Here is a 23,896-nt window from a genome sequence, read left to right as displayed (position 1 = left end):
CCCCCGTCCATTGGCACGTGTTGCGGCACAAATAGAAAAGGCGGGGGGAAATGTCACCCCCCGCCCTCAAGTCTTTTGACCGGTCGATCAGAACGACAGGTTGACCGAAGTGCCGATCAGCGTGCCTTCGACTTCGCTGGCCGCCGCGAGGCCACCACCGAACGAACCACCGGCGTTGTTGGTGTCCGAGTCGACATACATGCCATAGACAGCCCAGGTCACGCCCGAGCCGAGCGAACGGCTGGCAACCAGCTGATACGCTTCGTAGTCGGACTTGTCGTTGGTGCCGTTCACGCCGTTGTATTCACCCTGGTAGGTGTCGAAGCCAACCGACCACGGACCTGCGATGTCGTAGGTCGCGCCGAGGCTCCAGCCTTCGGAGTTGAACGCACGCAGGCCACCGTTGTTGTTCTCGGCGTAGGAGCCGCCGAAGGTGAAGCCGGCATAGCCGAACTGTGCACCAACCGCCCAGACTTCCGGATCGCCGGTGCCTACGACATTGCTGTCAGCGGTGCCGTAGCGGGCCGACAGGCCGATGTCGAAGCCGTTGAACGTCTGGCTGTAGTTGGCACCGATGTCGAACACATCAGTCACACCGACGTTGCGGTTCACGCCGAAGTTATTGCCGGCGTTGTTGCCACCGCCGACGGTCGCGGCGGGTGCCACGGCGTTGACGGTTGCGGCATAGGACACACCGACGGTCAGGCCGTTGAAGGACGGCGTGTAGTAGGTGATGCGCGGAACGTCGTTGTTGGCCAGAACTTCGGCGTAGGACGAGATGCCCGAATCACGGAACAGCCAAGGCGAGTTGCCGCCGGAACCGATCGAGATCGGAACGAAGCCCGAGAGCGACGGCGAGTTGATGCCGATACCGCCGGAAACCTGGGGAGCAGCGAGCGACAGCTTGTAGCCAGCCGAGTTCTCGTTGCCGAGGTCAATGCGGCCCAGCGTGTCGCTGGAGACCGACAGATAGGTTTCGTCGATACCGACGGCACCGCCGCCGTTGTTGGTGCTTTCCATCTGCACGTTAATGCCGAAGGTCATGCCGTTGTCGAGCGTGACGGACGGGGTGAAGATGATTTCCGCGTTCTGGAAGACATCAACGCCGTCAAAGTCGGTCCCGACCGCGACGCCGGTGGTGTCGACTTCGACATAACCCACGTGTGCGTTGTGGAAACCGCCCCAGTCCATGTCCCATTCCTGGGCCGATGCCGGTGCGGCCATTGCGACGCCGAGTGCGATCGCGCTGGTGCTCAGAAGTTGCTTTTTCAAGGGTGTCCCTCCTCATAAGCAGGTTTTTCGGATCCGCCGCACCAGTCATTGGAAACGGCTTGGACGAAGAAATGCGCCAAGAGGGACCAAACTGTCAACGCAACCCCCCGCCGGTTTCCGCTTCACGCCGGACATGTGACGTAGAAACCACACAGGGTGGATCAGCAACTTGGTGAATCCGGCACACGACAGCTTTGCTTTGTGTCGCGCGCCGGATCTTGTTCGCGAGCGGCAGGGGAATGTTCCCGCGCCTCTCCTGTCCTGAGGGACTTGCTTTAGAACGTCAGGTTGATCGAGGTGCCGATCAGATACCCTTCGACCTCGGTATTCGCCAGGGCGCTGCCTGCGAGGGTCGAGAAGGTGCCCCCTGCATCCCCGTTCACGCTCGTTTCAGCGTAAACACCATAGACCGACCAACTCACCCCCTGACCGAGCGTGCGGTTGGCGATGATCTGATATGCTTCGAATTCAGACTGGTCGTTGGTGCCGTTGACGCCGTTGTATTCGCCCTGGTAGGTATCGACACCGAAGGTCCAGGGACCTGCGAGGTCATAAGTTGCCCCCAGTGCCCAGCCTTCGGAGTTGAATGTGCGCAGGCCGCCATTCTTGTTCTCGCCATAGGATCCGCCGAAGGTAAAGCCTGCGTAGCCGACGCTCGCGCCGAAGACGTAGACTTCCGGATCGCCGGTGCCCGCGACATTGCTGTCGGCGGTGCCGTAGCGGGCCGACAGGTCGACATCAAAGCCGTTGAAGCTCTGGCTGTAGGCGACCGCGACATCGAACACGTCCGTCACGCCGATATTGCGATCGACACCAAAGCTGTTGCCGGCGTTGTTGCCGCCGCCGACAACGGCCGCGGAGGCGACCGAGTTGACGGTCGCCGCATAGGACACACCCACGGTCAGGCCGTTGAAGGAGGGCGTGTAATAGGTAATGCGCGGCACGTCGTTATTGCCCAGAACCTCCGCCCAGGCCGAGATGCCCACATCGCGGAACACCCAGGGCGAGTTACCGCCCGCGCCGATCGAGAGCGGGATGAAGCCCGACAGCGACGGCGAGTTGATCCAGATGCTGCCATCGACCTGCGGCGCCGAGACGGTCATCTTGTAGCCGGCCGAGTTTTCGTTGCCGATGTCGATGCGGCCCAACGTGTCGCTGGAAACCGACAGGAAGGTTTCGTCGATACCAACGGCGCCGCCGCCGTTATTGGTGCTTTCCATCTGCACGTTAATGCCGAAGGTCATGCCGTTGTCGAGCGTGACGGACGGGGTGAAATGGATCTCCGCCTCGGTGTAGATATCGACACCGTCGAAATCCGCGCCGGCATGATTCGGCGTGTTGGTGTCGACATCGACATAGGCGACATGGGCGGTGTGAAAGCCGCCCCAGTCCATGTCCCATTCCTGGGCTGTTGCCGGCAGCGCCGCGCCCACGGCGAGGGCAATCGCGCTGGTGCTGAGAAGTTTTTGTTTCACGGGTCTTCCTCCTGAATAGCCGGGCAGTGAGTAATGAGAGATGCCCGAAGGTTGCGATAAGCAGTGAACTCCGGGCGTTGCGCCCGACGCAGGAAAAGCGATGCTGATGCAACCCTGCCTTGTCCAAACACGAACAGGTGCACTTTCCGTGAGCGCGGTTGGTTTGGCAATTTTGTCACAGCGACGACCGCAAGCTGATTTATGGATTTCATAATCATATCAACCATATGTCGATTCTTGCGGGATTACCTCCATGCGCATGACAGGCGCACCCGCGTAGCGCGCAACGTCGCAGGATCAGGCGTGGCGAACCCTCCGCCGACTCACCCCGCCGCCGGTCTTGCGGTCTGCTCCGCGCAGACCGGGCACGGCTGCATCTGCGCCGTGATCGCCGACTCTGGTGCAAGGCATGGACTTTCCCCCGACAAGGGCGCAAAATTCAGACGAGGTGACACAATCCGTGTCTGAATCAAGGTAGGCTGAATTTGTCCATCAAGATCGAAATGCTCCGTTGTTTTCGCACCGTGGCCGATCACGGCAGCCTCGCCGAGGCTGCGGCCATCCTGGGCCGTACGCCATCGGCGGTGTCGATGATGCTCAAGCAGTTCGAGGAGCACATCGGCGCACCGCTCTTCGAGACCGCGCGCAAATCGCGCCTCACCCCGCTGGGTGAGCTGGTGCTGCATGAGGCCGGGCGCGGGCTGTCGCATTTCGATCGAACGCTTTCGGCCATCGAGGGGCTGTCGCGCGCCGAGCGCGGGCATGTCCGCCTCGCGGTTACCCCCTCGGCGGCGCAGGTCATCATGCCGCCGGTGCTGGAGCGGTTCCTGCGCGAGCGCCCCGGCGTGCGGATCGACCTCACCGACAGCGATTCCGCCACCGTGCAGCAGGATCTGCTGGCCGAGCGCGCCGATATCGGGCTGGCCAGCCTGCCGCCCCTGCCGGGGCTGGAGCGAAATCTGCTGTTAACCGACGCGTTCGGCCTTGTCTGCCGCGCCGACGATCCGCTGGTCGAAACGTGGCCCATCAAGGGCTGGACCGCGCTCGGGGACACACCGTTCATCGCCAACGGACTCTGCCAGTATATTTCCGACCCGGATTTTACGCCCGTCCTCTGCACTGCGCCACTTATGGTGCGCAACACCGCCTCGATCCTCAGCCTCGTGCGCGCGGGCGTCGGCGTGACGGTGCTGCCCGAACTCACCGTGATGCCGGGCAATCACGATCTGGCCTTCCTGCCCCTTCCAGGCGCGGGCGCACGGCGCGAATTGTGGATGGCGACACAGCCCGCTCACCTGATGACCCCGGCGGCCCTTGTGCTGGCCGACGCGATCCGCAGGGCCCATCCCAGCCTTGCACAAAACGACGCCTGAACCACCGTCGCCGGATTGTGAACTGGAGATATGGCGCAGGCGTGCTAGTTTGTCGCAGGCAAGGGTGCCACGGGATCGGGCCCCTCCCGGCCCGCGCGCGCCGCGATGAAAGGGAGGCCAAGCATGACACGGACCATTGGAAACCCCCTCAGCTGGATGGCGGATGCCGCCTTTGGCGTAGGCCGCACGGCGGGCGAGGCGACAGAGGCGCTGCGCGGCACGGTCACAGCGCCGCCCGACGTGCGCCACCTGACTATACAGGATTTGCGCGTTGCTTTGCGCAAGGGCGTCGACGATTTCACGTCGCTGCGCAGCGACGTGATCTTTCTGATCGCGATCTACCCGATCATCGGAATCGCGCTCGCGCTCGTGGCCTTTCACATGGCGCGGCTGCCGATGCTCTTTCCATTGGCCGCCGGGTTCACGCTGCTCGGCCCGGTGGTCGCCACCGGGCTATACGAGATGAGCCGTCAGCGCGAAGCGGGCGGACAGGCGGGTTGGGGGGCGGCATTTTCGGTGATGACCGCCCCGGTGATCGTGCCGGTGCTGGTGTTGGGGTTGGTCCTGATGGGGCTGTTCATCGCGTGGATGTTCGCCGCAAGCCTGATCTACAATGTCACGCTCGGGCCGCAACCGCCCGCCTCGGTCAGCGGCTTTATCGGTGAGGTGCTGACCACCGCACCCGGCTGGGCGATGACGGTGCTGGGCATGGGCGTCGGCGCGGTTTTCGCCGGGGCGGTGCTGGTGCTCAGCCTGATCTCATTTCCGATGCTGATCGACCGGCGCGCCGGCGTCACGGTGGCGGTGCTTACCTCGGTGAAAGTGGCGCGCGAAAACCCGCGCATCGTGGCGACATGGGGTTTGCTGGTCGCCGTGGCGATGGTGCTGGGCACCCTGCCCGCTTTTCTCGGCCTGGTGATCATCCTGCCGGTGCTCGGCCATGCGACCTGGCATCTCTACCGCGCCGCCGTGCCCGCAGAGGCGTGACGCAGTGGAATAAGGCGTGGTCGATTCGGCCCTGAAACAGGCAGGTTCGGCCCGCCTTTAGCCGTGATGCGCCGCTACCGTCTTGAGGGTCGAGAAGCCGTAAAGCGCCTCGAAGCCCTTTTCGCGGCCATGGCCGGATTTGCCGGTGCCGCCGAAGGGCAGTTCGACACCGCCGCCCGCGCCGTAATTGTTGACGAACACCTGTCCCGCCCGCAGCGCCCGCGCCAATCGCATCTGCCGCGCCCCGTCGCGCGTCCAGATACTGGCGACAAGGCCGTAATCGGTGCCATTGGCGATGGAAATCGCCTCGTCCTCGGTGTCGAACGGGATCATCACCTGCACCGGGCCAAAGATTTCCTCCTGCGCGAGCGGGTGATCGGGCGACACCGGCCCGAACAGCATCGCGGGCACGTAATGCCCGCCCGCTGGCAGATCGTCCCCCGGCACCGCCTGCCCAATGACCGGCAGGTCGCCTGCCCGGTCAAGATAGCCCTCGACACGGGCTTTCTGGGTGGCGTTGATCAACGGGCCGATCCCCGGATCCTGCATCGCCGGGCCGATGCGCTTAGCCCCGTAAGCCTCGGCCATGCGCGCCGCCACCTCGTCAAACACCGCGCGCTGCACCAAGATCCGCGAGGAGGCCGAACAGGTCTGGCCTGCGTTCTGCAACCCTGCATTGACGAGAAACGGCAAAGCGGCATCGAGATCGGCATCGGCAAACACCACCTGCGGGGATTTGCCGCCCAGTTCCAGCGTCACCGGCACCACATTGGCCCCCGCCGCGATCTGCACGGCAGACCCGGTGGCGACCGAGCCGGTAAAGCTCAGATGCTGGATGCCGGGATGCGCCGAGAGCGCGGCGCCCGCCTCGCGCCCCAGCCCCGGCACCACGTTGAGCGCGCCCGCCGGAAATCCCGCCTCCTGCGCCAGATACGCGAAGAGCAGCGCCGTGAGGCTCGCATCCTCGGCCGGTTTCAGCACGCAGGCATTGCCCATGGCAAGCGCCGCCCCGACTGAGCGACCGATGATCTGCATCGGGTAGTTCCAGGGCACGATATGGCCGGTCACGCCGTGCGGCTCGCGCAGGGTGTAGACTGTGTAGCCGTCGAGATAGGGGATGGTCGTGCCATGCACCTTGTCCGCCGCCCCGCCGTAAAATTCGCAGTAGCGCGCGAGCGCCCGGGCATCGGCGCGGGCTTGCGACAGCGGCTTGCCCACGTCACGCGCCTCGACCTCGGTCAATAGATCCTCATGCGCCTCGACCAACTGCCCCAGCCGGGCCAGCAGCCGACCGCGCTCTGCCGCCGTGCAGCGGCCCCATGCGCCGCCGAGTGCCGACTGCGCAGCAGCAACCGCCTCGTCGATATCCTCCGCACCACCCCGCGCGATCCGTGCGATCTCCTGCCCGGTGGAGGGATCCTCGACGGGCAGCGTGTCAGACGCGGCACGCCAGACACCGTCAATCAGGATCTGCGCGGGATCGATGGGCAAGGCTAGCGGCATGGGTCTCTCCGACAGGTAATCTCGACGCGGATGCCCCCGGGGGTGCGACGGGCAACACTGGCCCGCCTGGGGCGGACGTGCCTGTCATGGCATCCGAAACCGGGGGCGTCTAGCTGCCGCTCGCAGCCATCGACGGGGCGGGCGCGCCGTCTTCGAGAAGGCTGCGGAATCCGGCGAGCACCTCGTCGATATCGGCCTCGCTATGGGCCGCCGACACGCTCAGACGCAACAGGGATTTGGACTGCGGCGTCGCGGGCGGCACCGCGAGATTTACATAGACACCGGCATCCATCAGGCGGTTCCACTCGGCAACCGCGACCTGTTCGTCGGGGCGCGGGATCGCGATGATCGGCGCGGCCGGCGAAATTGGCTCGAAACCCGCCTCGGTCAACCCGTCATAGAGCTGATGCACCCGGTCCCACAGCGCCTGCCCCAATTGCGGCTCTCCGGCGATCTTGACGAGCGCGGCCTGCGCTGCGGCCACGTTCGAGGGCGAACCGGAGGCGGTAAAGAGATACGGGCGGCTGACCATGCGGATCAGTTCCAGTTCAACATGCCGCGACACGCAGAACCCGCCGATCGAGGCAAAGCTCTTGGAGAAGGTGCCGGAGATGAAATCAACCTTGTCGGCCACGCCCTGCGCCTGCGCCACGCCGCGCCCGCGCTCGCCGTAGCAGCCGACCGAATGCGCCTCGTCGACGAAGAGCATCGCACCATGGGCGTGGGCCACCTCGACGAATTCGGCCACCGGGGCCACATCGCCGAACATCGAATAAAGCCCCTCGATCACCACCAGACGCCCGCCTTCCTTGGGCAGGCGCGACAGGCGCTTGTCGAGATCGGCCGGGCTGTTGTGGCGGAAGCGGATGGTATCGGCATCGCTGAGCCGGGCCGCGTCATAGATGCAGGCATGGCTGTCGGCATCGAGCAGCAGGTGATCGCCACGCCCGGCAAGCGCGCTGATCGCCGCGAGATTGGCCTGATAGCCGGTCGTGCAGACAATCGCCGAGGGCACCTCGAAATACTCCTTAAGCCTTTCCTCAAGGTCGAGATGCGCGGCGTAGGACCCGTTGGCCAGCCGGCTGCCGGTGGTCGCGGTGCCCTGCGCGTCAATCGCCGCCTTGGCGGCCTCCATCACGTCAGTGTCGAAGGTCAGGCCAAGGTAATTATTGGTCCCGGCCAACAAAACCTCGCGATTGCCGATCCGCGCGCGGGTCTGCGAGAGCATCTCGTCCATCTGCAAGCCGAATGGCAGCCGCCCGGAAACGCGCAGCGTGTCAACTCGCTCGGCCAGTTTCTGAAACTTGCCGAAGATACTGGTTTTCATGTCATCACTGTCAGACATCGGTGATACGCTCGATTGCTTCAATCAGGGATTGGACGGTATCGATAGCAGAAGCCTCCTCTATCGGGAAGCTGATATCATAGACTTCCTCGATCTCCATCACCAGATCAAACATCTCGACCGAATCGATGGCAAGATCGGCGGCGATCTGCGTATCGGGCGTGATTTCCGTATCGGCCTCGGCATGCGTCTTGAGAATAGCGCAAACCTTGTCGAATATGGCTTGGTTATTGGCTTGCATTTCAGGCTCCAGTCTGTCGCGGGCAGGCATCATTCCTGCGCCTTCCCTAGTCTCAGAAACGGGGCGAGGCAACGCCCCATCGTCTCGTCAATCGGTGTCGTTGCGGCAATCGGCGTGTCTCCGATCCAGTCGCCTGCGCACATCTCGCGGACCTTGCCCGACGAGAACACCTGCGAGCGTCCGCTCAGCCGCGCCACCAGATCCGCACCGCGCCCCAGCAGCACGGCGGCGGCATGAGGCAGGACCACTTGGCGCACGCGCCGACCGGTCACCCGCTCGGCACTTTCTGCCAAATCGCCCCAACCAAGCGCCGCGTGGCCATATGGGGCGTAGGTCTGACGCTGTCCGGGCTTTGGCATATCCGTCGCGAAAACGAGCAGCAAAGCGGCGAGATCCTCCACGTCGATCACGGAGAATCGCGCGCTGCGCGTCTTTCCGCCGATCACCGGCATCCACCCCCGCGCCAGCATGGTGAACAGCGGCGCGGTGGCGGCATCCCCCGGTCCGACCACCGCCGGGGCCCGCAAGATCGTAACCGCCATCTCCCCCGATTCGGCCAGCAAGCGGGCCTCTCCGACGGCTTTCGAGGCGGCGTAATCCGACACCTCAGGCCGCGTGGCGGCCAGCGAAGAGAGCAGGATCACATGCCGCACCCCGGCCTTGCGCGCGGCCCGCGTCACGGCTGCCGTGCCGTCGGCATTGACGCGGTGAAACGTATCCCGTGTCAGCGCATTGGTTGCACCCGCGCAATGCAGCAGCACCTCCGCACCGTCCATCAGAGCCGCGAGCGCGTCGGGATCATCGAGCCCGCCCGGCACCCAGTCGAGCCCCGGCTGATGCGCCAGCGTCCGACCCGGTTTGGCCCGCGCGAGCGCCCTGACCGGCCGCCCGGCCCCATTGAGCCGCGCCAGAAGGCTGCGACCGACAAAGCCGGTCGCGCCCGTCAGTGCAAGTCTGGGATGAGGCGCGCTGACGGTGACCTGCCGCTCAGGCACCGCGCGCCGGGGCGGTTGCGGTCACGCGCTCGTCCGCAGGTGTCGAAGATGCGTAATCGCCCGCCAGATAACGCGCCCGCGCGGCAGCCCGGCTCAGCTTGCCGGAGCTTGTCATCGGCAGGGAGCGCACGCCGACCAGTTCCACCGAGACAGGGGCCCCGGTCGTGGCCCGTGTCGCCGCCGAGATGTCGCGGATCAGCTGCGCACGCACGGTTTCGTCGCGCGACCAGCATTCCGCCAGCAGGATGATGCGCGACCCGCCATCGGCATCGCCGACCTCGAAGGCACCTGCGCCCGAGATGTTCTTGCCGCCGGTATTCTGCGCGACCCATTCGATATCCTGCGGCCAGATGTTGCGGCCGTTCCACAGGATGAGATCCTTGGAGCGCCCAGTGATCACCACCTCGCCCTCAAACCAGTAGCCAAGATCGCCCGTCTCCATCCATCCGTCCGCGTCGGCGAGCGGCTGCAACGCCTCACCAGCGCGGAAATACCCGTCGGCGATGCTGGGGCTCTTGATCATGATCCGCCCGATATCGCGGCCTTGGGTTTCGCGCCCGTCGGTATCGACGATGCGCATCTCGAAGGATGGCAGCGGCCGTCCGCAGGACACGAAGCAGCGCGTTTGCCCGGGGCGGGTCTGCGCCGTGGCAGGCACCGCACGACCCGAGGTCTGCATCCGCCCGGTATCCACCAGATCGCGCTTCATGCCGGTATCGAGCGGCGCGAAGGCCACCCCGAGCGTCGACTCGGCAAGGCCGTAGCTCGGTACGAAGGCACGTCCGTCAAAGCCGCTCTGCGCGAAGATATCGGTGAATTTGACCAGCGCATCCTCGCGCACCATGTCGCCACCGATCCCGGCCACGCGCAGCGAGCTGAGGTCAAGCGTCTCGCCGCGATAGCGCCGCGCGCAGAGATCGTAGCCGAAGCTGGGGCTGTAAAAGATCGTGCCCCGGTTCTCGCTCACCAGCTTGAGCCAGGAGATCGGGCGCCGCGCGAAGGACGTGGGCGAGATGTAATCAACCGTAGTCTGGTTATAGAGCGGCACCATGAAGAAGCCGACCAGCCCCATGTCGTGATAAAGCGGCAGCCAGGACACGCAGCGGTCCTCGGCGGTCATGTGCAGCGCCTCGTTGATGATCGCATGGCAATTCGCCGACACGCTCTTCTGGGTCGCGTAGATACCCTTCGGCGCACTGGTACTGCCCGAGGAGAACTGGATATACGCCGGATCGTCCTTGCCATGCGGCACCGGCACGACACCGGTTTCGGGCAGGTCGCGCCCGCAGATTGCAATCAGCGGAATGTCGATCTCGGTCAATGCATTGCGCAGCACCTCGGCCACCTCATCGGTGGCCATGACGGCGGCAAGATCGGCGGTCTGGGCGGTGCGCGACATTTGCCATTCATAGACCTCGCGACGCCCGAAGGCCGCCTGCACGGTCAGCGGCGCGGGCACGAGCCCGGCATATTGACACGCCATGAAGGCGACCATGAATTCCGGCGTCGTTTCGGCAATCAGCCCGATCCGCGCATGGCGCGGATAGACTGCGGCAAGCCGACCGGCGAGGTTGATCGCCCGTGTCCGCAACTCGGCATAGGACAGCGTCTCGGTCAGGGTGGCGTCCGTCCCGTAAAAGTTCAGCCCGCACGCCCCCGCGGCCGCGTAATCAAGCGCTTCGGTCAGGGTCGCGAAATCCCCCTGACGATGGGTCACACCGCTGTCGGTCGTGCTGGGTTGCATTGTTTGTCACCTTTGCTTCTGCTCTCACGGGCTACAGGTTTAATGCCCGCCGCCTCTCGCATGTTCCCGGTCAGTTGCCACAATCCCGCGCCCGTTTCCACATAACATTTCTGTTACACAAATGCTTCAAGTGTGTGAGCCTAAAGGTAAAATCGAGCCACGAAAGGCGTCATCCGGCGCGCATGAGACGGTCGATCCGAGTTTACGCGACATGGGCCGGACGGTCCCAGCGACACGCGCACCGCCCGCGGGCTTAAATCAAATGACAACCATAACAACGACTTAAAGGTGGCAGAAAAAGACATGTCCTAGATGTAAAATTCAGCCGACAGCAAAATAGCCATCGGCTGCGCGGCCCGGCCTTGACCGTGCAAACCGGCGCACAGTCGGCATTGCGCGGCTTGCTGTGCCACGCGGCGAATGTTACGCTTTGTAGCACTTTGTGTCCTGCGGTATCCCCGGATCACGCCGCAATGCAGCATGATCCCGTTCGAAGAGCGTCGGATGCCGTCGCCCTTCAGGCGACCCACCAGCCTCAATGCAGGGTGAATTCGCCGGTCACGTTGCGCCATTCCCCGGGTGCGATCAGCTTGCGGTGGGTAAACCGCACCGAGTGCAGCGGCCCCTCGATCTCGCGCTGCCAGAATTCTATGAACTCGAACAGTTTCGGATGATCCGGGGCCAGATCATAGTCCTGCCAGAGATAGCTGTTGAGCACGCTTTGATAATCGGGCATCCGGTAGAAGAACTCCGCCGTGGTAAGCCCGTATCCCTTGAGCATCAGTTCAGTTTCAGACATCTCCATCTGTCGCTCCTGTTACTGCCTGTCCTTCGATGATGCCCGAAAGAAATTACTTTTCAATAAAAACAGTATGTTGGCACTCTGCGCGTGTGGCTGACAAATGCCGCTCCCTTGCACCATTGCACCCCATATCATGGCTCTGATATAGTCGCCCCAACAAGATATAGCGCCAGATCACAGGACGGTAAAAAACGTGAGCGATACGCCTCAACCCCCTGAAAACACGGATGATTTGCCGCCCGCATATGACGGGCCCACGGTTTCCATCACGCATGAGATGAAGACCTCCTATCTCGATTACGCGATGAGCGTGATCGTCAGCCGCGCGATCCCCGATCTGCGCGATGGCTTAAAACCTGTGCACCGCCGCATCCTTTATGCCATGCACGAGGGTGGCAATACCCACGACAAGCCCTATCGCAAATCCGCCCGTGCCGTTGGCGACGTGATGGGCAAATATCACCCGCATGGTGACAGCGCGATCTATGACGCGCTGGTACGCATGGCGCAGGATTTCTCGATGTCGCTGCCGCTCCTGGACGGTCAGGGCAATTTCGGCTCTATGGACGGCGACAACGCCGCCGCCATGCGCTATACCGAGGTGCGCATGGACAAGCCTGCGGCCTTCCTTCTCGCCGATATCGAGAAGGAAACGGTGGATTTTCAGGACAATTACGACGGCAAGGACCGCGAACCGACTGTCCTGCCCGCGCGTTTCCCCAACATGCTGGTCAACGGCGCGGGCGGCATCGCGGTGGGCATGGCCACCAACATCCCGCCGCACAACCTGGGCGAGGTGGTGGATGCCACGCTGGCTCTGATCGACAATCCCGATCTCGAAACCGAGGACCTGATCCAATACGTGCCGGGCCCCGATTTTCCGACCGGCGGCATCATGCTGGGCCGCACGGGCGCGCGAAAGGCCTATCTGGAAGGGCGCGGCAGCGTCGTCATACGCGCCAAGACGCGCACCGAGGAAATCCGCAAGGATCGCTACGCCATCGTCATCGACGAAATCCCCTACCAAGTGAATAAGGCCACGATGATCGAACGCATCGCCGAGGCCGCCCGCGAAAAGCGGATCGAGGGCATCTCCCATGTGCAGGACGAGAGCGACCGCAACGGCGTGCGCGTCGTGGTCGAACTCAAGCGCGACGCGACGCCCGAGGTGGTGCTCAATCAGCTGTTCCGCTTTACCCCGATGCAGACCTCGTTCGGCTGCAACATGCTGGCCCTCAACGGCGGCAAGCCCGAACAGCTGACGCTGCACCGCTTCCTTTCGCTCTTCGTGCAGTTCCGCGAAGAGGTGGTCGCGCGCCGCACGGCCTTTGATCTGCGCAAGGCGCGGGAACGCGCGCATGTGCTCTGCGGTCTCGCCGTCGCGGTGTCGAATGTCGATGAGGTGGTGGCGACCATCCGCGCCTCCGCCGACGCCGCCGAGGCACGGAAAAAGCTGATGGAGCGGCGCTGGCCCGCAGGCGATATCCTGGAATATATCGCGCTCATTGACGACCCCACCCATCGTGCCAACGAGGACGGCACCTATAACCTGTCTGAGACGCAGGCCCGCGCCATTCTCGACCTGCGGCTGCAACGCCTCACGCAACTGGGCGTCAAGGAAGTCACCGACGAGTTGCAGGAGCTGGCAGGCAAGATCAAGAATTACCTCGCCATTCTCGCCAGCCGCGAACGGATCATGCAGATCATCCGCGACGAATTAACAGAGGTGCGCGAGCAATTCGCCGTGCCGCGCCGCACCGAGATCGTGGACTGGTCCGGCGACATGGAGGACGAAGACCTCATCGAGCGCGAGGAGATGGTCGTCACCGTCACGCAGGGCGGCTATATCAAGCGCACCGCGTTGACGGATTTCCGCGCCCAGAAACGCGGCGGCAAGGGCCTTAGCAGCATGGCGACCAAGGATGAGGACGTGGTGACCACGCTCTTCGTGGCCAATACCCATACGCAGCTATTGTTCTTCACCACCGAAGGCATGGTCTACAAGCTCAAGACATGGCGTCTGCCGCTTGGCGGGCGCACCTCCAAGGGCAAGGCTATCGTCAACATCCTGCCCATCCCGACCGGTGTCTCGATCGCCGCAATCATGCCCGTGGACCGCGCCGAAGAGGAGTGGGACGACCTTCAGATCGTGTTTGCCACCTCGGCAGGCGACGTGCGGCGCAATGCGCTCAGCGATTTCACCAACGTCAAGCGCAACGGCAAGATCGCGATGGACCTGCCCGAGGGCGTGGAACTGGTAAATGCGCGGATCTGCTCGGAAGAGGATGACGTGATGCTGGTCACCGATTCCGGTCGCGCGATTCGGTTCCCCGTCACCGATGTGCGCGTCTTCAAGGGGCGCAAATCCACTGGCGTGCGCGGTATTCGCCTGCAAAACAGCGACCGCGTCGTGTCGATGTCGGTGATCAGCCATTTCGAAGCCACATCGGACGAGCGCGCCGCCTATCTCAAGATGCGCCGCGCCGCCGCCGGAGCCCCGGACGACGAGGGGTCAGAAGACGAAGGCAATGCCGATGCCACTCTGAGCGCCGAGCGGTTCGAGGACATGCAGGCCGCCGAGAACCTGATCCTGACGATCACCGCCAACGGCTCGGGCAAGCTGTCGTCGAGCCACGACTATCCGGTGCGTGGGCGCGGCGGAATGGGGGTGGCGGCCATCGACCGCGCGATGCGCGGTGGGCCGCTCGTGGCCTCGTTCCCGGTGACGCTGGAGGATCAGATCATGCTCGCCACCTCGCGCGGGCAATCGATCCGCGTGCCGGTCCAAGGCATCTCCTTCCGCTCGCGCAGCGCCGGTGGCGTCAAGGTGTTCAACACCGGCAAGGGCGAAGAGGTCGTCTCGGTCGCGTGGATCGCCGAGCAGGCCGAGGATGAGGCCGAGGCAGTACAGGACTGATACGCCTCTTCGGATAACCTATACCGCATCCCAACGTCCGTCGCCCAAGGCGACGGACGTTTCGATTTTCGGCGTTTCGATTTGCGGCGTGTTACTGCGACAGGTTGTTGGCGGTCGCGCCAAAGCCGACCACGGTGCCGAGAAGACCGAGGACGGTCTGGACCCGCGTCACAGGCGATTCGGTGGCAAGCAGCGTATCACCCGGATTGATCTCGAACTTGCGCGCGGCGAAAAGACCGTCGGCCGTGGTGAAATCCAGCGTGAACACCACCTGATCCATATGTGGGCCGGCAGCAAAAGGCTTGCGCAACTCTTGCGTATAGTCCCGCAGCACCAGAAGCCCCTTGGGATTGGCCCGCGACGCCAGCAAGCCGCCCATCTGCGAGACTGCCTGCATCGCGGTGATGGATTCCTCTTGGAAATAGATCACACTCTGCTGACCTGCCGCACCCAGGGCGTTGAAATTGCGATCGTCCTCAACCACGGCAATGCGATCGCCACCGCGCAGCAGAATGTCGCGTTGCGGATCGTTCAGAAGGTCCTCTGCCCGCGTCTCGTAGCGTCTGCCATCGCGTTGCAGGACGATCAGCGGATGGCGCAGGGCCGGGTTAATGCCGCCTGCTTCGGAGATCACGCTGAGGATCGAGGTATTGCGCGACTCGAGCATGTATCGCCCCGGTGCACCCACCCCCGACGCCAAATCGACCGCGTTATTGCGACCCTGCTCAACCATGAGTTGCACCTGCGCCGTCGGCGCAATATCGGCCAGCGCCTCCTGCAGGCGGGTTCGCGCTGCCTCTGCGGTCAGGCCACGCACGTTCACCTCACCGACATAAGGCATGAAGATCGTGCCCGATGCGCTTACAGGGGTGGGCGGGACCGAACTCACCCGGCTTTCCGGCGTGGCAAGCAAAGAGTTTTCCTGCGTGTCCCAGATCGCGATCTGAAGCGTATCACCGGTCTGGATCAATGCCGAATCCGGACCACGCGAGGCCGACAACCAATTGTATCGCCCGCTCCAGCCGGTAGTCGGCCATTCCGCCAGCATTGAGACGTTGCTGCGCGAAACCGGCACGACTTGCAGGCTCGGGTTCTCACCGCTGCCGGCGCTGACAACGCTCGACTGCAGCGCCGCACCACTCGGAACAGTGCAGGCGGCAAGAGTGAGAGCGCAGCCTAAAAGCAGGATCACGCGGAATTTCAGCAACAAAACGTATTCCCTCGATCTCAAACGCCAATGTCATTCTCTAGCGGCTTACTACCCCGTGTAGCGCATGATAGACAATTGCAAAATCGTGATTTCACCAAAACCCGGAGGACACATGCCCAATCCCGGTCCGTCCTGCCTTCTGACAGGCGCAAACGGACGCCTTGGTCGGTTGCTCCGCAAGGTCTGGCCGAGGGCTGGGGCGTGTCGGCCGATCTGGCTGTCACGTCTTCCGCCCGCTGACCTGTGCTGGTCGCCGGATGTCGCCTTACCGGAATGTCCGCCCTGCAGTGCGGTGATCGCCCTCTGGGGCCGGACGACGGGGGATGCGCAGACCCTCGCGCAGAACGTGGCACTGGTGGCGCAGGGTGTGCGGCTGGCCCATGCCTGCGGGGCGGGGCGGGTGCTGCACCTGTCCACCGCCGCGATCTATGGCCCGGGCCGCGATATGCACGAGACCGGCAAACCCGCGCCGGTCAACGCCTACGGCCTGTCCAAGCTGGAGATGGAACACGCCATCGGCGCGCTGCCGCCCGACGGATTGCACCACGTCATCCTGCGCCTGGCCAACGTGGTGGGGGCCGACAGCCTCGCACCGGCGTTGGCCGATCCCGCGCGCGGCGTCACGCTCGACCGGTTTGTGGATGGCCGCGGGCCGCGACGCAGCTATGTCGCGCCGGGCGATCTGGCGCGGGTGCTGGCCGGACTGGCCCGCCTGCCCGAGGGCGACCTTCCCGACATCCTCAATGTGGCGGCACCCGAACCGGTGGCCATGGAGGATCTCGCACGCGTAGCGGGTTGCCGGGTTACCTGGCGCACCGCCCCGCCCGAGGCGCAGGCCGAGGTGTCGCTCGACACCGACCGGCTGTCCCGGCTCCTGCCCGGCGCGCTGCGCAACATCACGCCCGCGCAAATGGTGAAGGACTGGCAGGGCGCGCGCGACGCCGGGTAACGTGCATGCTGCTGAAATCGTAACCGGTCACTTCACGCCCGCGCCCGATCCGGTCACGCCGTGGTGATGACCATTGCCCAGACACACCCGTGACAGCTATTGTAGGACAACGGCCTCGCGACACGCGCGGCCCTTCGAGTGGAGAGGACCATGGCCGATCGGTTGCTCAACCCGCCCCGCCCTGCCTTGGGGCGCGTCCGTCACACGCTGATCGAGGCGGGGCTGATGCTTTTGGCCGTCACCCTTGGCGCGCAGCTCGTCGAAGACCCGGTGGCGCTCGGGACGCGACTTCTCTGGGCGGTGCCGCTCCTGCTGATCGCGGGCGGGCTGGGGAGCGCGCTCGACCTGCACCGCGCCACGCCGATCCGCCACGTGATCAGCGATATGGCCAGGATCGCACTTGTGGCCGGGGTCGCCAGCCTCAGTGGCATGGCCGTGTCGGCAATCACCCCATCCGGCCCATCCGCACGGCTCTTCATCGTGGCGGGCATCGTGTATCTCTTGTTCTCAGGCGCACGCCATCTCTGGCGGCGACATGACGGCGGGACACGTCCCACCGGCCGTGCCGTCAACCCGGCCGCCCTTCTGGGACGCGACGCGCTGGAGAACGAATTGCCGGACGTGAGCGACGTCTATTCCGGGCGGCGCATCCTCGTGACAGGCGCGGGCGGCTCGATCGGCTCGGAGCTCTGCCGTCAACTGGTCCAATGCGCCCCCAAGACCCTGATCCTGATGGATCACGGCGAACATGTGCTGTTTCAGATCGAGCGCGAATTGCGCAGCCTCGCCCCCGAACTGGAGATCATCCCGATTCTCGGCTCGGTCTGCGACGCCGCCCTCGTCAATGTGCTGATGCGCGCCAAGAAGATCGACGTGGTTCTGCACGCGGCGGCCTACAAGCACGTGCCGCTGGTCGAATTGAACGCCATCGAGGGGATGCGCAACAACGTGCTCGGCACCCGTACCGTCGCCAATGCCGCGCGCGAGGCAGGCGTGGAACGTTTCATCCTCGTCTCCACCGACAAGGCAGTGCGCCCAACCTCGGTGATGGGCGGTTCCAAGCGCTTTGCCGAGATGATCGTGCAGGATCTCGCCACCCGGTCGGACAGGACACGGTTTTCCATGGTGCGTTTCGGCAATGTGCTGGGCTCGTCGGGGTCGGTGATCCCTGTCTTTGCCGATCAGATCGCGCAGGGCGGGCCGGTGACGCTGACCCATCCGGAGGTGACGCGTTATTTCATGACCATTCCCGAGGCGGTGCGCCTCGTGCTGCTGGCTGGGTCATTCGCCCGCGACGGTGATGTCTTCGTGCTCGACATGGGCAAACCGGTCGCCATTCAGGACATCGCGCGCCGGATGATCGAGGCCTCGGGCTATAGCGTGCGCGACGCCGCCAATCCGCGCGGCGATATCGAGATCGAGATCACCGGCCTGCGCCCCGGCGAGAAACTGCACGAGGAACTGCTGATCGGCTCGGACATGCTGACCACGCCACACCCCTGCATCCTGCGCGCGCAGGAGGGGCACCTGTCGGAGATAGAGCTTGCCAAGGCGCTCAAGTCGCTGTCCGAGGCGATCGAGACCCGCGACATGGCTTTGTTGCGCTCGATACTCGCGCAGTGGATCGAGCAGGTCGAGGAGGATGAGGCGGTGAATGACTGAAGGGGGCGACGGTTGAAATTGGCCTTGATCTGTCGTTGCAATGAGCCGCGCATCGACGGGCCCCGGTGCGGCGATCCAACGTCAATTTTTTAGCGCTTTATATCAGCCAAGTCCGAAAAAGGTCTGAGCATAGAGCAGGTTGCAGCCAAATCGCCGTGCCGGGGGCGGCCCGGCGATGCGCGGCGGGCTTCGCCCTTGATTCCGCGCAGGGGCACAACGGCAACGACCGCTTCAGGCCCCCTGCCCGCATCCGGATCTGCTACAACGCTTTTTCCATAAAAACCGACGACGGCGCATCGGGATATGCCCCGAACGGCCCGCAAAGGGCGAACCCGTGCCGGGCGTAGAGCCGATGTGCCGCGTCCAGTCCCTTGCCGGTTTCCAGCCGCAGCGCGCCAAGCCCCTCGCGGCGCGCCTCCTCCTCGATGCGGCGCAGGATCGCGTCGGCCACCCCGCGCCCGCGCGCGGCCTCATCGACGAACATGGATTTCACCTCGCCATAGCCATCGCGCAGCGCAAGCGCCCCAGTGCCGAGGCACTGCGCGCCCTCCATCGCCGCGAAAAACCGGATATCAGGCGCGCAGAGCGCCTCGATGTCGAGAAAGAAATTGTCCTCGGGCGGAAACAGCGATTGCATCAGCGCGTGGCTTGCGTCGAGCAATGCGCGCGCGCCCGGCTCCTTGGGGTTGGCCGCGGTGATGCGGTAAGGTGTATCTGTGACGGGTGCGGGCATTTGGGGTCTCTCCGACAGGACGACCCGTGCGACACTAGCAGACCCGTCGCACGGCGCAAGCGACCCAATTCCGGCGAGAATCCGCAATATCGTGTGGATAACCGACCTGTCTGCCCCATATCCTGTGGTTGGTCGTTGACAGAATCGCGACGGGCTGGTCACATTCCACCTTGATGGAATCGCCAGACCCGAGGTGCGCGTGCAGTTTTCCAAACTCCGACTGACCGGCTTCAAGAGCTTTGTCGACCCGACCGACCTGATCATCGCCGATGGTCTGACCGGGGTGGTGGGGCCGAACGGCTGTGGCAAGTCGAACCTGCTGGAGGCGCTGCGTTGGGTGATGGGCGAGAACCGCCCGACCGCCATGCGCGGTGACGGGATGGAGGATGTCATCTTTGCCGGGGCCGCGACCCGACCCGCCCGCAATTTCGCCGAGGTCGTCATCCATCTGGACAATTCTGACCGGCTCGCCCCCGCCGGGTTCAACGATGCCGATCATCTGGAGATCGTGCGCCGGATCACCCGCGACGTGGGCAGCGCGTACAAGGTGAACACCAAGGACGTGCGTGCGCGCGACGTGCAGATGCTGTTTGCCGATGCCTCAACGGGTGCGCATTCGCCCGCGCTGGTCCGGCAGGGGCAGATCTCGGAACTGATCAACGCCAAGCCGAAATCGCGGCGGCGTATTCTGGAAGAGGCAGCGGGGATTTCCGGCCTTTACCAGCGGCGGCACGAGGCGGAGTTGAAGCTGCGCGCGGCGGAGACCAACCTGACGCGCGTCGATGACGTGGTCGAGCAGCTGGCCAGCCAGCTTGCGCAACTGGCACGGCAGGCCAAGCAGGCGGCGCGCTATCGCCAGATCGGCGAGGAATTACGGCTGGCCGAGGGCCTGTTGCTTTATCGGCGCTGGAAAGAGGCGGACCAGGCGCGCGCGCGCGCCGAGGATGAACTGCGCGAGCGCACCACGGCGGCGGCGCGCGCCGAAACGGCTGCGCGCGAGGCCGCCCGCGCACGCACCAGTGCCGACGATGCCCTGCCTGCCCTGCGCGAGGAAGAAGCGATCGCGGGGGCGATCCTGCAACGGCTGACCGTGCAGCGCGACACCCTGTCGGAACAGGAAGCCAATGCCCGCGACCGGATCGAGACGCTGGAGGGGCGCATCGCGCAGCTGTCACGCGATATCGAGCGCGAAACCGGCCTCAACCACGATGCGGGCGAGACAATCAAGCGCCTCGACTGGGAGGCGGCTGAACTGGCCAAGGGGGCCGAGGGGCACGAGGCCCGGCTGGAGGCCGCGCAGGACGAGGCGCGCGACGCCGCCCGCGTGCTGCAGCAGCGCGAAAGCGATCTGAGCCAGATGACCGAGGACATGGCGCGGCTCTCGGCGCGGCACCAATCGGCGCAGCGCCTGATCGAGGATTGTCGCAAGACGCAGGCCAGGAGCGAGGCCGAGGCCGAGCGCGCCCGCGCGGCACAGACCGGGTCGCGCGAGGCACTGCGCAAGGCAGAGACCGATCAGGCGGCCGCCGCCCGGGCCGAGGCCGACGCGGTGGCAGCGGCAGAGGCCGCCGAGGCCGCCCTGATCGCCGCCGACGAGGCCCGCGCCGAGGCGCAGACCCGCGAGGCCGAGGCGCGCGCCGCGCGCTCCGAGGCCGAGGGCGAAGTCAACGCCCTGCGCGCCGAGGTCGGCGCGCTCGCCAAGTTGGTCGAGCGCGACACTGTCGAGGGCGGGCAGATCATGGACCGCCTGCAGGTGCAGCAAGGCTTCGAGAAGGCGCTTGGTGCCGCGCTCGCCGACGATCTGCGCGCGCCCGAGGTCGGGGCCGATGGCCCGTCGGGCTGGACCATCCTGCCCGGATACCAGACCCCGCAGCCCCTGCCCGAGGGGGTGACGGCGCTGACCAACCACGTTTCAGTGCCCGAGGTTCTGGCGCGGCGGATGTCGCAGATCGGGCTGGTGGAGGCCGAGGATGCGGCGCGGTTGCAGCCGATGCTTAAACCCGGTCAGCGGCTGGTCAGCACCGAGGGCGATCTGTGGCGGTGGGACGGGTTCCGGGCCTGGGCCGAGGATGCGCCTTCGGCGGCAGCACTACGCCTGCAACAGCTCAACCGGCTGGAAGAGTTGAAGCAGCAGCTGGAACATGCCACCGCGCGCGCCGAAGGGGCGCTGCGCGCGCATGAGGCGCTGCGCGATCAACTGACGGACTGCACAGAAAAGGACCGCGCCGCGCGCGAGGCGCGCCGGGCGGCGGATGCCGCCGTCAACGAGGCCAATCGCGCGCTGAGCCGGGCCGAGGCCGACAGCAACCTTGCCGGATCGCGGCTCGAGTCCTCAAGCCTCGCGGTGACGCGACATGACGAAGAGGCGATGGCGGCGCGCAAGGGGCTGGCGGAGGCCGAAAAGGGGCTGGCCGGTCTGGGCGATCTGGAGGCCACGCGCGCCGATCTCGAAGACATCAAGATGACCGTCGAGGCGGCGCGCATGACGATGATGGCCAAGCGATCGACGGCGGATGAGTTACGCCGCGAGGGTGAGCGGCGGACCCGCCGCAGCCAAGAAATCGCCAAGGAAATCAGCGGCTGGCGGCACCGGCTGGAAACCGCCGAGACGCGCAGCAAGGAGTTGGCGGAGCGCAAGGCGGCGTCCGAGACGGAACTGGCCGAGGCAAGTGCGACGCCCGAGATCCTTGCCGCCAAACGCACCGAACTGGGCGATGAGATCAGCCGCAGCGAGGCGAGGCGCGCCGAGGCCGCCGAGGCGCTCTCGACCGCCGAGAGCGCGGCGCGGCAGGCCGGACTCGATGAGCGCGAGGCCGAGCGGCAGGCCTCCGAGGCGCGCGAGGCACGCGCGCGCGCCGAGGCGCGCGTCGATGCCGCACGCGAAACCCGCGATCTGGCCGCCGAGCGGATCGGCGAGGCCATGGATACCACGCCCGACGCCCTGCTCGAAAGCCTTGGGGCCGATCCTGACACCATGCCCGGCTCCGACGCTATCGAGGCGGATGTGAACCGTCTGAAACGGCAGCGCGATGCGCTTGGCGCGGTGAACCTGCGTGCCGAGGAGGATGCCAAAGAGGTGCAGGAGGAGCACGACACGCTGGTCACGGAAAAGGCCGATCTGGAAGAGGCGATCAAGACGTTGCGCGGCGGGATTGCCAGCCTCAACCGCGAGGGGCGCGAGCGTCTGCTGACCGCCTTCGAGCAGGTCAATTCCAATTTCACGCTGCTGTTCCGGCATCTCTTCGGCGGTGGCGAGGCCAATCTTGTGCTGGTCGAGAGCGACGACCCGCTGGAGGCGGGGCTGGAGATCATGTGCCAGCCGCCGGGCAAGAAACTGTCGACGCTGAGCCTTTTGTCGGGGGGCGAGCAGACGCTGACCGCATTGGCGCTGATCTTCGCGGTGTTCCTCGCCAATCCCGCACCCATTTGCGTGCTCGACGAGGTCGATGCGCCGCTGGACGATGCCAACGTGACACGCTTTTGCGACCTGCTGGACGAAATGTGTCGCCGCACCGAGACGCGGTTCCTGATCATCACCCACCACGCCGTGACGATGAGCCGGATGGACCGGCTCTTTGGCGTGACCATGGCCGAACAGGGGGTCAGCCAGCTTGTGTCGGTCGATCTCAAGAAGGCCGAAGCGATGGTGGCGTGAGCCGCCGGGCGGCAGTCAGTCCTCCAGAAGACAGGCGAAGTGATCGCGCAGGCGGTCCCATGTAGCCTGATCCGAGGCGCAGAGCAGAAAACCCCTGGTGATCGCAGTGTTGTAGTCGCGCCCGTCGAGCATCCGCGCCACGCCGCCCGCCTGCTGGCAGATCAGCACACCCGCCGCATGATCCCACGGATTGAGCACACCGGACAGGGTGAAATCCACCGCCCCCTGCGCCAGCAGGCGGTATTCGTGGCACGAGCAACGCAGCGCGATGCAGCGCGACAGCGCAGGCAGCAGTGGCGCGACCCGCTCCTGCTGGTCCTGCGGCATGAGATAATAATGCATGTAGCCTTGCAGATCGGCCAGATCGCCGCCGCCTGAGACATGCACCGGGCGCTCGGAGCCAAGCGCTGCGACAAGGCGCGCCGGATCGGCCTCATCGGCGATGATCCAGTCGTCGGAGACCGGATCATAAAGCAGCCCCAGCACCGGGCAGCCAAAGCGGGTGACGGCGATGATCACACCAAAGAGCGGCAGACCGTGGACGAAATTCCAGGTGCCATCGACCGGGTCGATGATGAAGGCAAGCTCTGCCTCGGCCACCGCGTCGCGAAGCCCTGGGTTCCCGGCCACGGCCTCTTCGCCGACGATGAGCGCATGCGGAAACATGCGTTGCAACCCGCGCGCCAGCATCGCCTCCGCCTGACGGTCGGCTTCGGTCACCAGATCGGTCGGCCCGGACTTGGTATCGGCCTCGGCGCGGGTAACCGTGCGGAAGCGCGGCATGATCTCGGCTCGCGCGGCGCGCCGCACGAGATTGACCAGCGCGGTCTGCTGCGCGGGCGTCAGCGGCGGCAATAGCGGGATGGGAAGCGAATCGCTCATGGGCTCTCCTGTCGATGCGCGGATGCAGTGCCAGCCGGGGCGCATGAAATCAACGTCGGCTTTGGTGGCGGGATGATCGACCGGCTGACGCCGGCCGATCCGCCGGGGGTTTCACCCCCGGACCCCCGAGAGTACTTTTGCCAAAAAGAAG

At 65.0% G+C, this 23,896-nt stretch carries 18 protein-coding genes; 6 read left to right on the top strand and 12 right to left on the bottom strand.

Translation table 11 applies throughout. The annotated features are described in order from the left end of the window. Positions 1 to 87 precede the first annotated feature (87 nt). From BHD06_RS01010 to BHD06_RS22870, 3 genes are all read right to left on the bottom strand, one after another. Positions 88 to 1,272 carry a porin gene (locus tag BHD06_RS01010; RefSeq protein WP_080455116.1) on the bottom strand — a complete coding sequence of 395 codons (1,185 nt, stop codon included), beginning with the start codon at positions 1,270 to 1,272 and terminating at the stop codon, positions 88 to 90. Between the two features lie 275 nt (positions 1,273 to 1,547). Further along, the gene (locus BHD06_RS01005) at positions 1,548 to 2,747 is read right to left on the bottom strand and encodes a porin (RefSeq protein WP_080455115.1); all 1,200 of its coding nucleotides are present in this window, start codon (positions 2,745 to 2,747) and stop codon (positions 1,548 to 1,550) included. Next, a complete protein-coding gene (locus tag BHD06_RS22870) occupies positions 2,744 to 2,974 on the bottom strand; it encodes a hypothetical protein (RefSeq protein WP_139784607.1) in 231 nt (76 codons plus the stop codon). Before BHD06_RS22870 ends, BHD06_RS01005 begins: the two co-directional genes overlap by 4 nt. A gap of 258 nt (positions 2,975 to 3,232) precedes the next feature. Here BHD06_RS22870 and BHD06_RS01000 point away from each other — a divergent pair, with 258 nt between their 5' ends. Next, on the top strand, positions 3,233 to 4,120 hold the full coding sequence (locus BHD06_RS01000) for a LysR family transcriptional regulator (RefSeq protein ID WP_080455114.1): 888 nt from the start codon (positions 3,233 to 3,235) through the stop codon (positions 4,118 to 4,120). 123 nt (positions 4,121 to 4,243) lie between these two features. Beyond that, a complete protein-coding gene (locus BHD06_RS00995; RefSeq protein WP_080455113.1) occupies positions 4,244 to 5,107 on the top strand; it encodes a DUF2189 domain-containing protein in 864 nt (287 codons plus the stop codon). 57 nt (positions 5,108 to 5,164) lie between these two features. Here BHD06_RS00995 and BHD06_RS00990 read toward each other — a convergent pair whose 3' ends face one another. The 6 genes from BHD06_RS00990 to BHD06_RS00965 all read right to left on the bottom strand — a co-directional run bounded on the left by BHD06_RS00990 (position 5,165) and on the right by BHD06_RS00965 (position 11,740). Next, the gene (locus BHD06_RS00990) at positions 5,165 to 6,610 is read right to left on the bottom strand and encodes an aldehyde dehydrogenase family protein (RefSeq protein WP_080455112.1); all 1,446 of its coding nucleotides are present in this window, start codon (positions 6,608 to 6,610) and stop codon (positions 5,165 to 5,167) included. Between the two features lie 109 nt (positions 6,611 to 6,719). Beyond that, positions 6,720 to 7,937: an aminotransferase class I/II-fold pyridoxal phosphate-dependent enzyme gene (locus BHD06_RS00985; protein WP_217805638.1), complete on the bottom strand. Its 1,218-nt coding sequence runs from the start codon at positions 7,935 to 7,937 to the stop codon at positions 6,720 to 6,722. 10 nt (positions 7,938 to 7,947) lie between these two features. Further along, the gene (locus BHD06_RS00980) at positions 7,948 to 8,229 is read right to left on the bottom strand and encodes a phosphopantetheine-binding protein (protein WP_217805637.1); all 282 of its coding nucleotides are present in this window, start codon (positions 8,227 to 8,229) and stop codon (positions 7,948 to 7,950) included. Beyond that, positions 8,226 to 9,191 (bottom strand): NAD(P)-dependent oxidoreductase, encoded by a 966-nt coding sequence (locus tag BHD06_RS00975; protein ID WP_080455110.1) that lies wholly within the window; start codon positions 9,189 to 9,191, stop codon positions 8,226 to 8,228. The genes BHD06_RS00980 and BHD06_RS00975 overlap by 4 nt, the downstream gene beginning before the upstream one ends. Further along, entirely contained in the window at positions 9,184 to 10,935 is a 1,752-nt protein-coding gene (locus BHD06_RS00970) for a fatty acyl-AMP ligase (protein WP_080455109.1), read from the bottom strand. The genes BHD06_RS00975 and BHD06_RS00970 overlap by 8 nt, the downstream gene beginning before the upstream one ends. Positions 10,936 to 11,470: 535 nt before the next feature. Then, the gene (locus tag BHD06_RS00965) at positions 11,471 to 11,740 is read right to left on the bottom strand and encodes an usg protein (protein WP_080455108.1); all 270 of its coding nucleotides are present in this window, start codon (positions 11,738 to 11,740) and stop codon (positions 11,471 to 11,473) included. 190 nt (positions 11,741 to 11,930) lie between these two features. On the opposite strand from BHD06_RS00965, the gene gyrA reads away from it, so the two are divergent. Further along, positions 11,931 to 14,654, top strand: a complete 2,724-nt coding sequence (gene gyrA, locus BHD06_RS00960) for a DNA gyrase subunit A (RefSeq protein ID WP_080455107.1) — start codon at positions 11,931 to 11,933, stop codon at positions 14,652 to 14,654. 91 nt (positions 14,655 to 14,745) lie between these two features. Here gyrA and BHD06_RS00955 read toward each other — a convergent pair whose 3' ends face one another. Continuing rightward, positions 14,746 to 15,864 (bottom strand): polysaccharide biosynthesis/export family protein, encoded by a 1,119-nt coding sequence (locus BHD06_RS00955; protein ID WP_254892264.1) that lies wholly within the window; start codon positions 15,862 to 15,864, stop codon positions 14,746 to 14,748. A 112-nt stretch (positions 15,865 to 15,976) separates the two neighbouring features. Here BHD06_RS00955 and BHD06_RS00950 point away from each other — a divergent pair, with 112 nt between their 5' ends. Both BHD06_RS00950 and BHD06_RS00945 read left to right on the top strand, forming a co-directional pair. After that, the gene (locus tag BHD06_RS00950) at positions 15,977 to 16,813 is read left to right on the top strand and encodes an NAD(P)-dependent oxidoreductase (RefSeq protein ID WP_176214246.1); all 837 of its coding nucleotides are present in this window, start codon (positions 15,977 to 15,979) and stop codon (positions 16,811 to 16,813) included. 150 nt (positions 16,814 to 16,963) lie between these two features. Next, positions 16,964 to 18,475, top strand: coding sequence for a UDP-N-acetylglucosamine 4,6-dehydratase family protein (locus BHD06_RS00945; RefSeq protein ID WP_080455105.1), 1,512 nt, complete (start codon positions 16,964 to 16,966; stop codon positions 18,473 to 18,475). 259 nt (positions 18,476 to 18,734) lie between these two features. On the opposite strand, the gene BHD06_RS00940 is transcribed toward BHD06_RS00945, so the two are convergent. Beyond that, positions 18,735 to 19,208, bottom strand: coding sequence for a GNAT family N-acetyltransferase (locus BHD06_RS00940; protein ID WP_080455104.1), 474 nt, complete (start codon positions 19,206 to 19,208; stop codon positions 18,735 to 18,737). A 199-nt stretch (positions 19,209 to 19,407) separates the two neighbouring features. Here BHD06_RS00940 and smc point away from each other — a divergent pair, with 199 nt between their 5' ends. Further along, positions 19,408 to 22,863, top strand: a complete 3,456-nt coding sequence (smc, locus tag BHD06_RS00935; protein ID WP_080455539.1) for a chromosome segregation protein SMC — start codon at positions 19,408 to 19,410, stop codon at positions 22,861 to 22,863. A 15-nt stretch (positions 22,864 to 22,878) separates the two neighbouring features. Here smc and BHD06_RS00930 read toward each other — a convergent pair whose 3' ends face one another. After that, the gene (locus tag BHD06_RS00930) at positions 22,879 to 23,745 is read right to left on the bottom strand and encodes an inositol monophosphatase (protein ID WP_080455103.1); all 867 of its coding nucleotides are present in this window, start codon (positions 23,743 to 23,745) and stop codon (positions 22,879 to 22,881) included. Positions 23,746 to 23,896 lie beyond the last annotated feature (151 nt).

The sequence above is a fragment of the Roseovarius sp. A-2 genome (genome assembly GCF_002072155.1).
In the GTDB taxonomy this organism is placed as follows: domain Bacteria; phylum Pseudomonadota; class Alphaproteobacteria; order Rhodobacterales; family Rhodobacteraceae; genus Roseovarius.
Note: the sequence above shows the minus strand (reverse complement) of the source record. Positions and strands in the feature narration are given on the sequence as shown.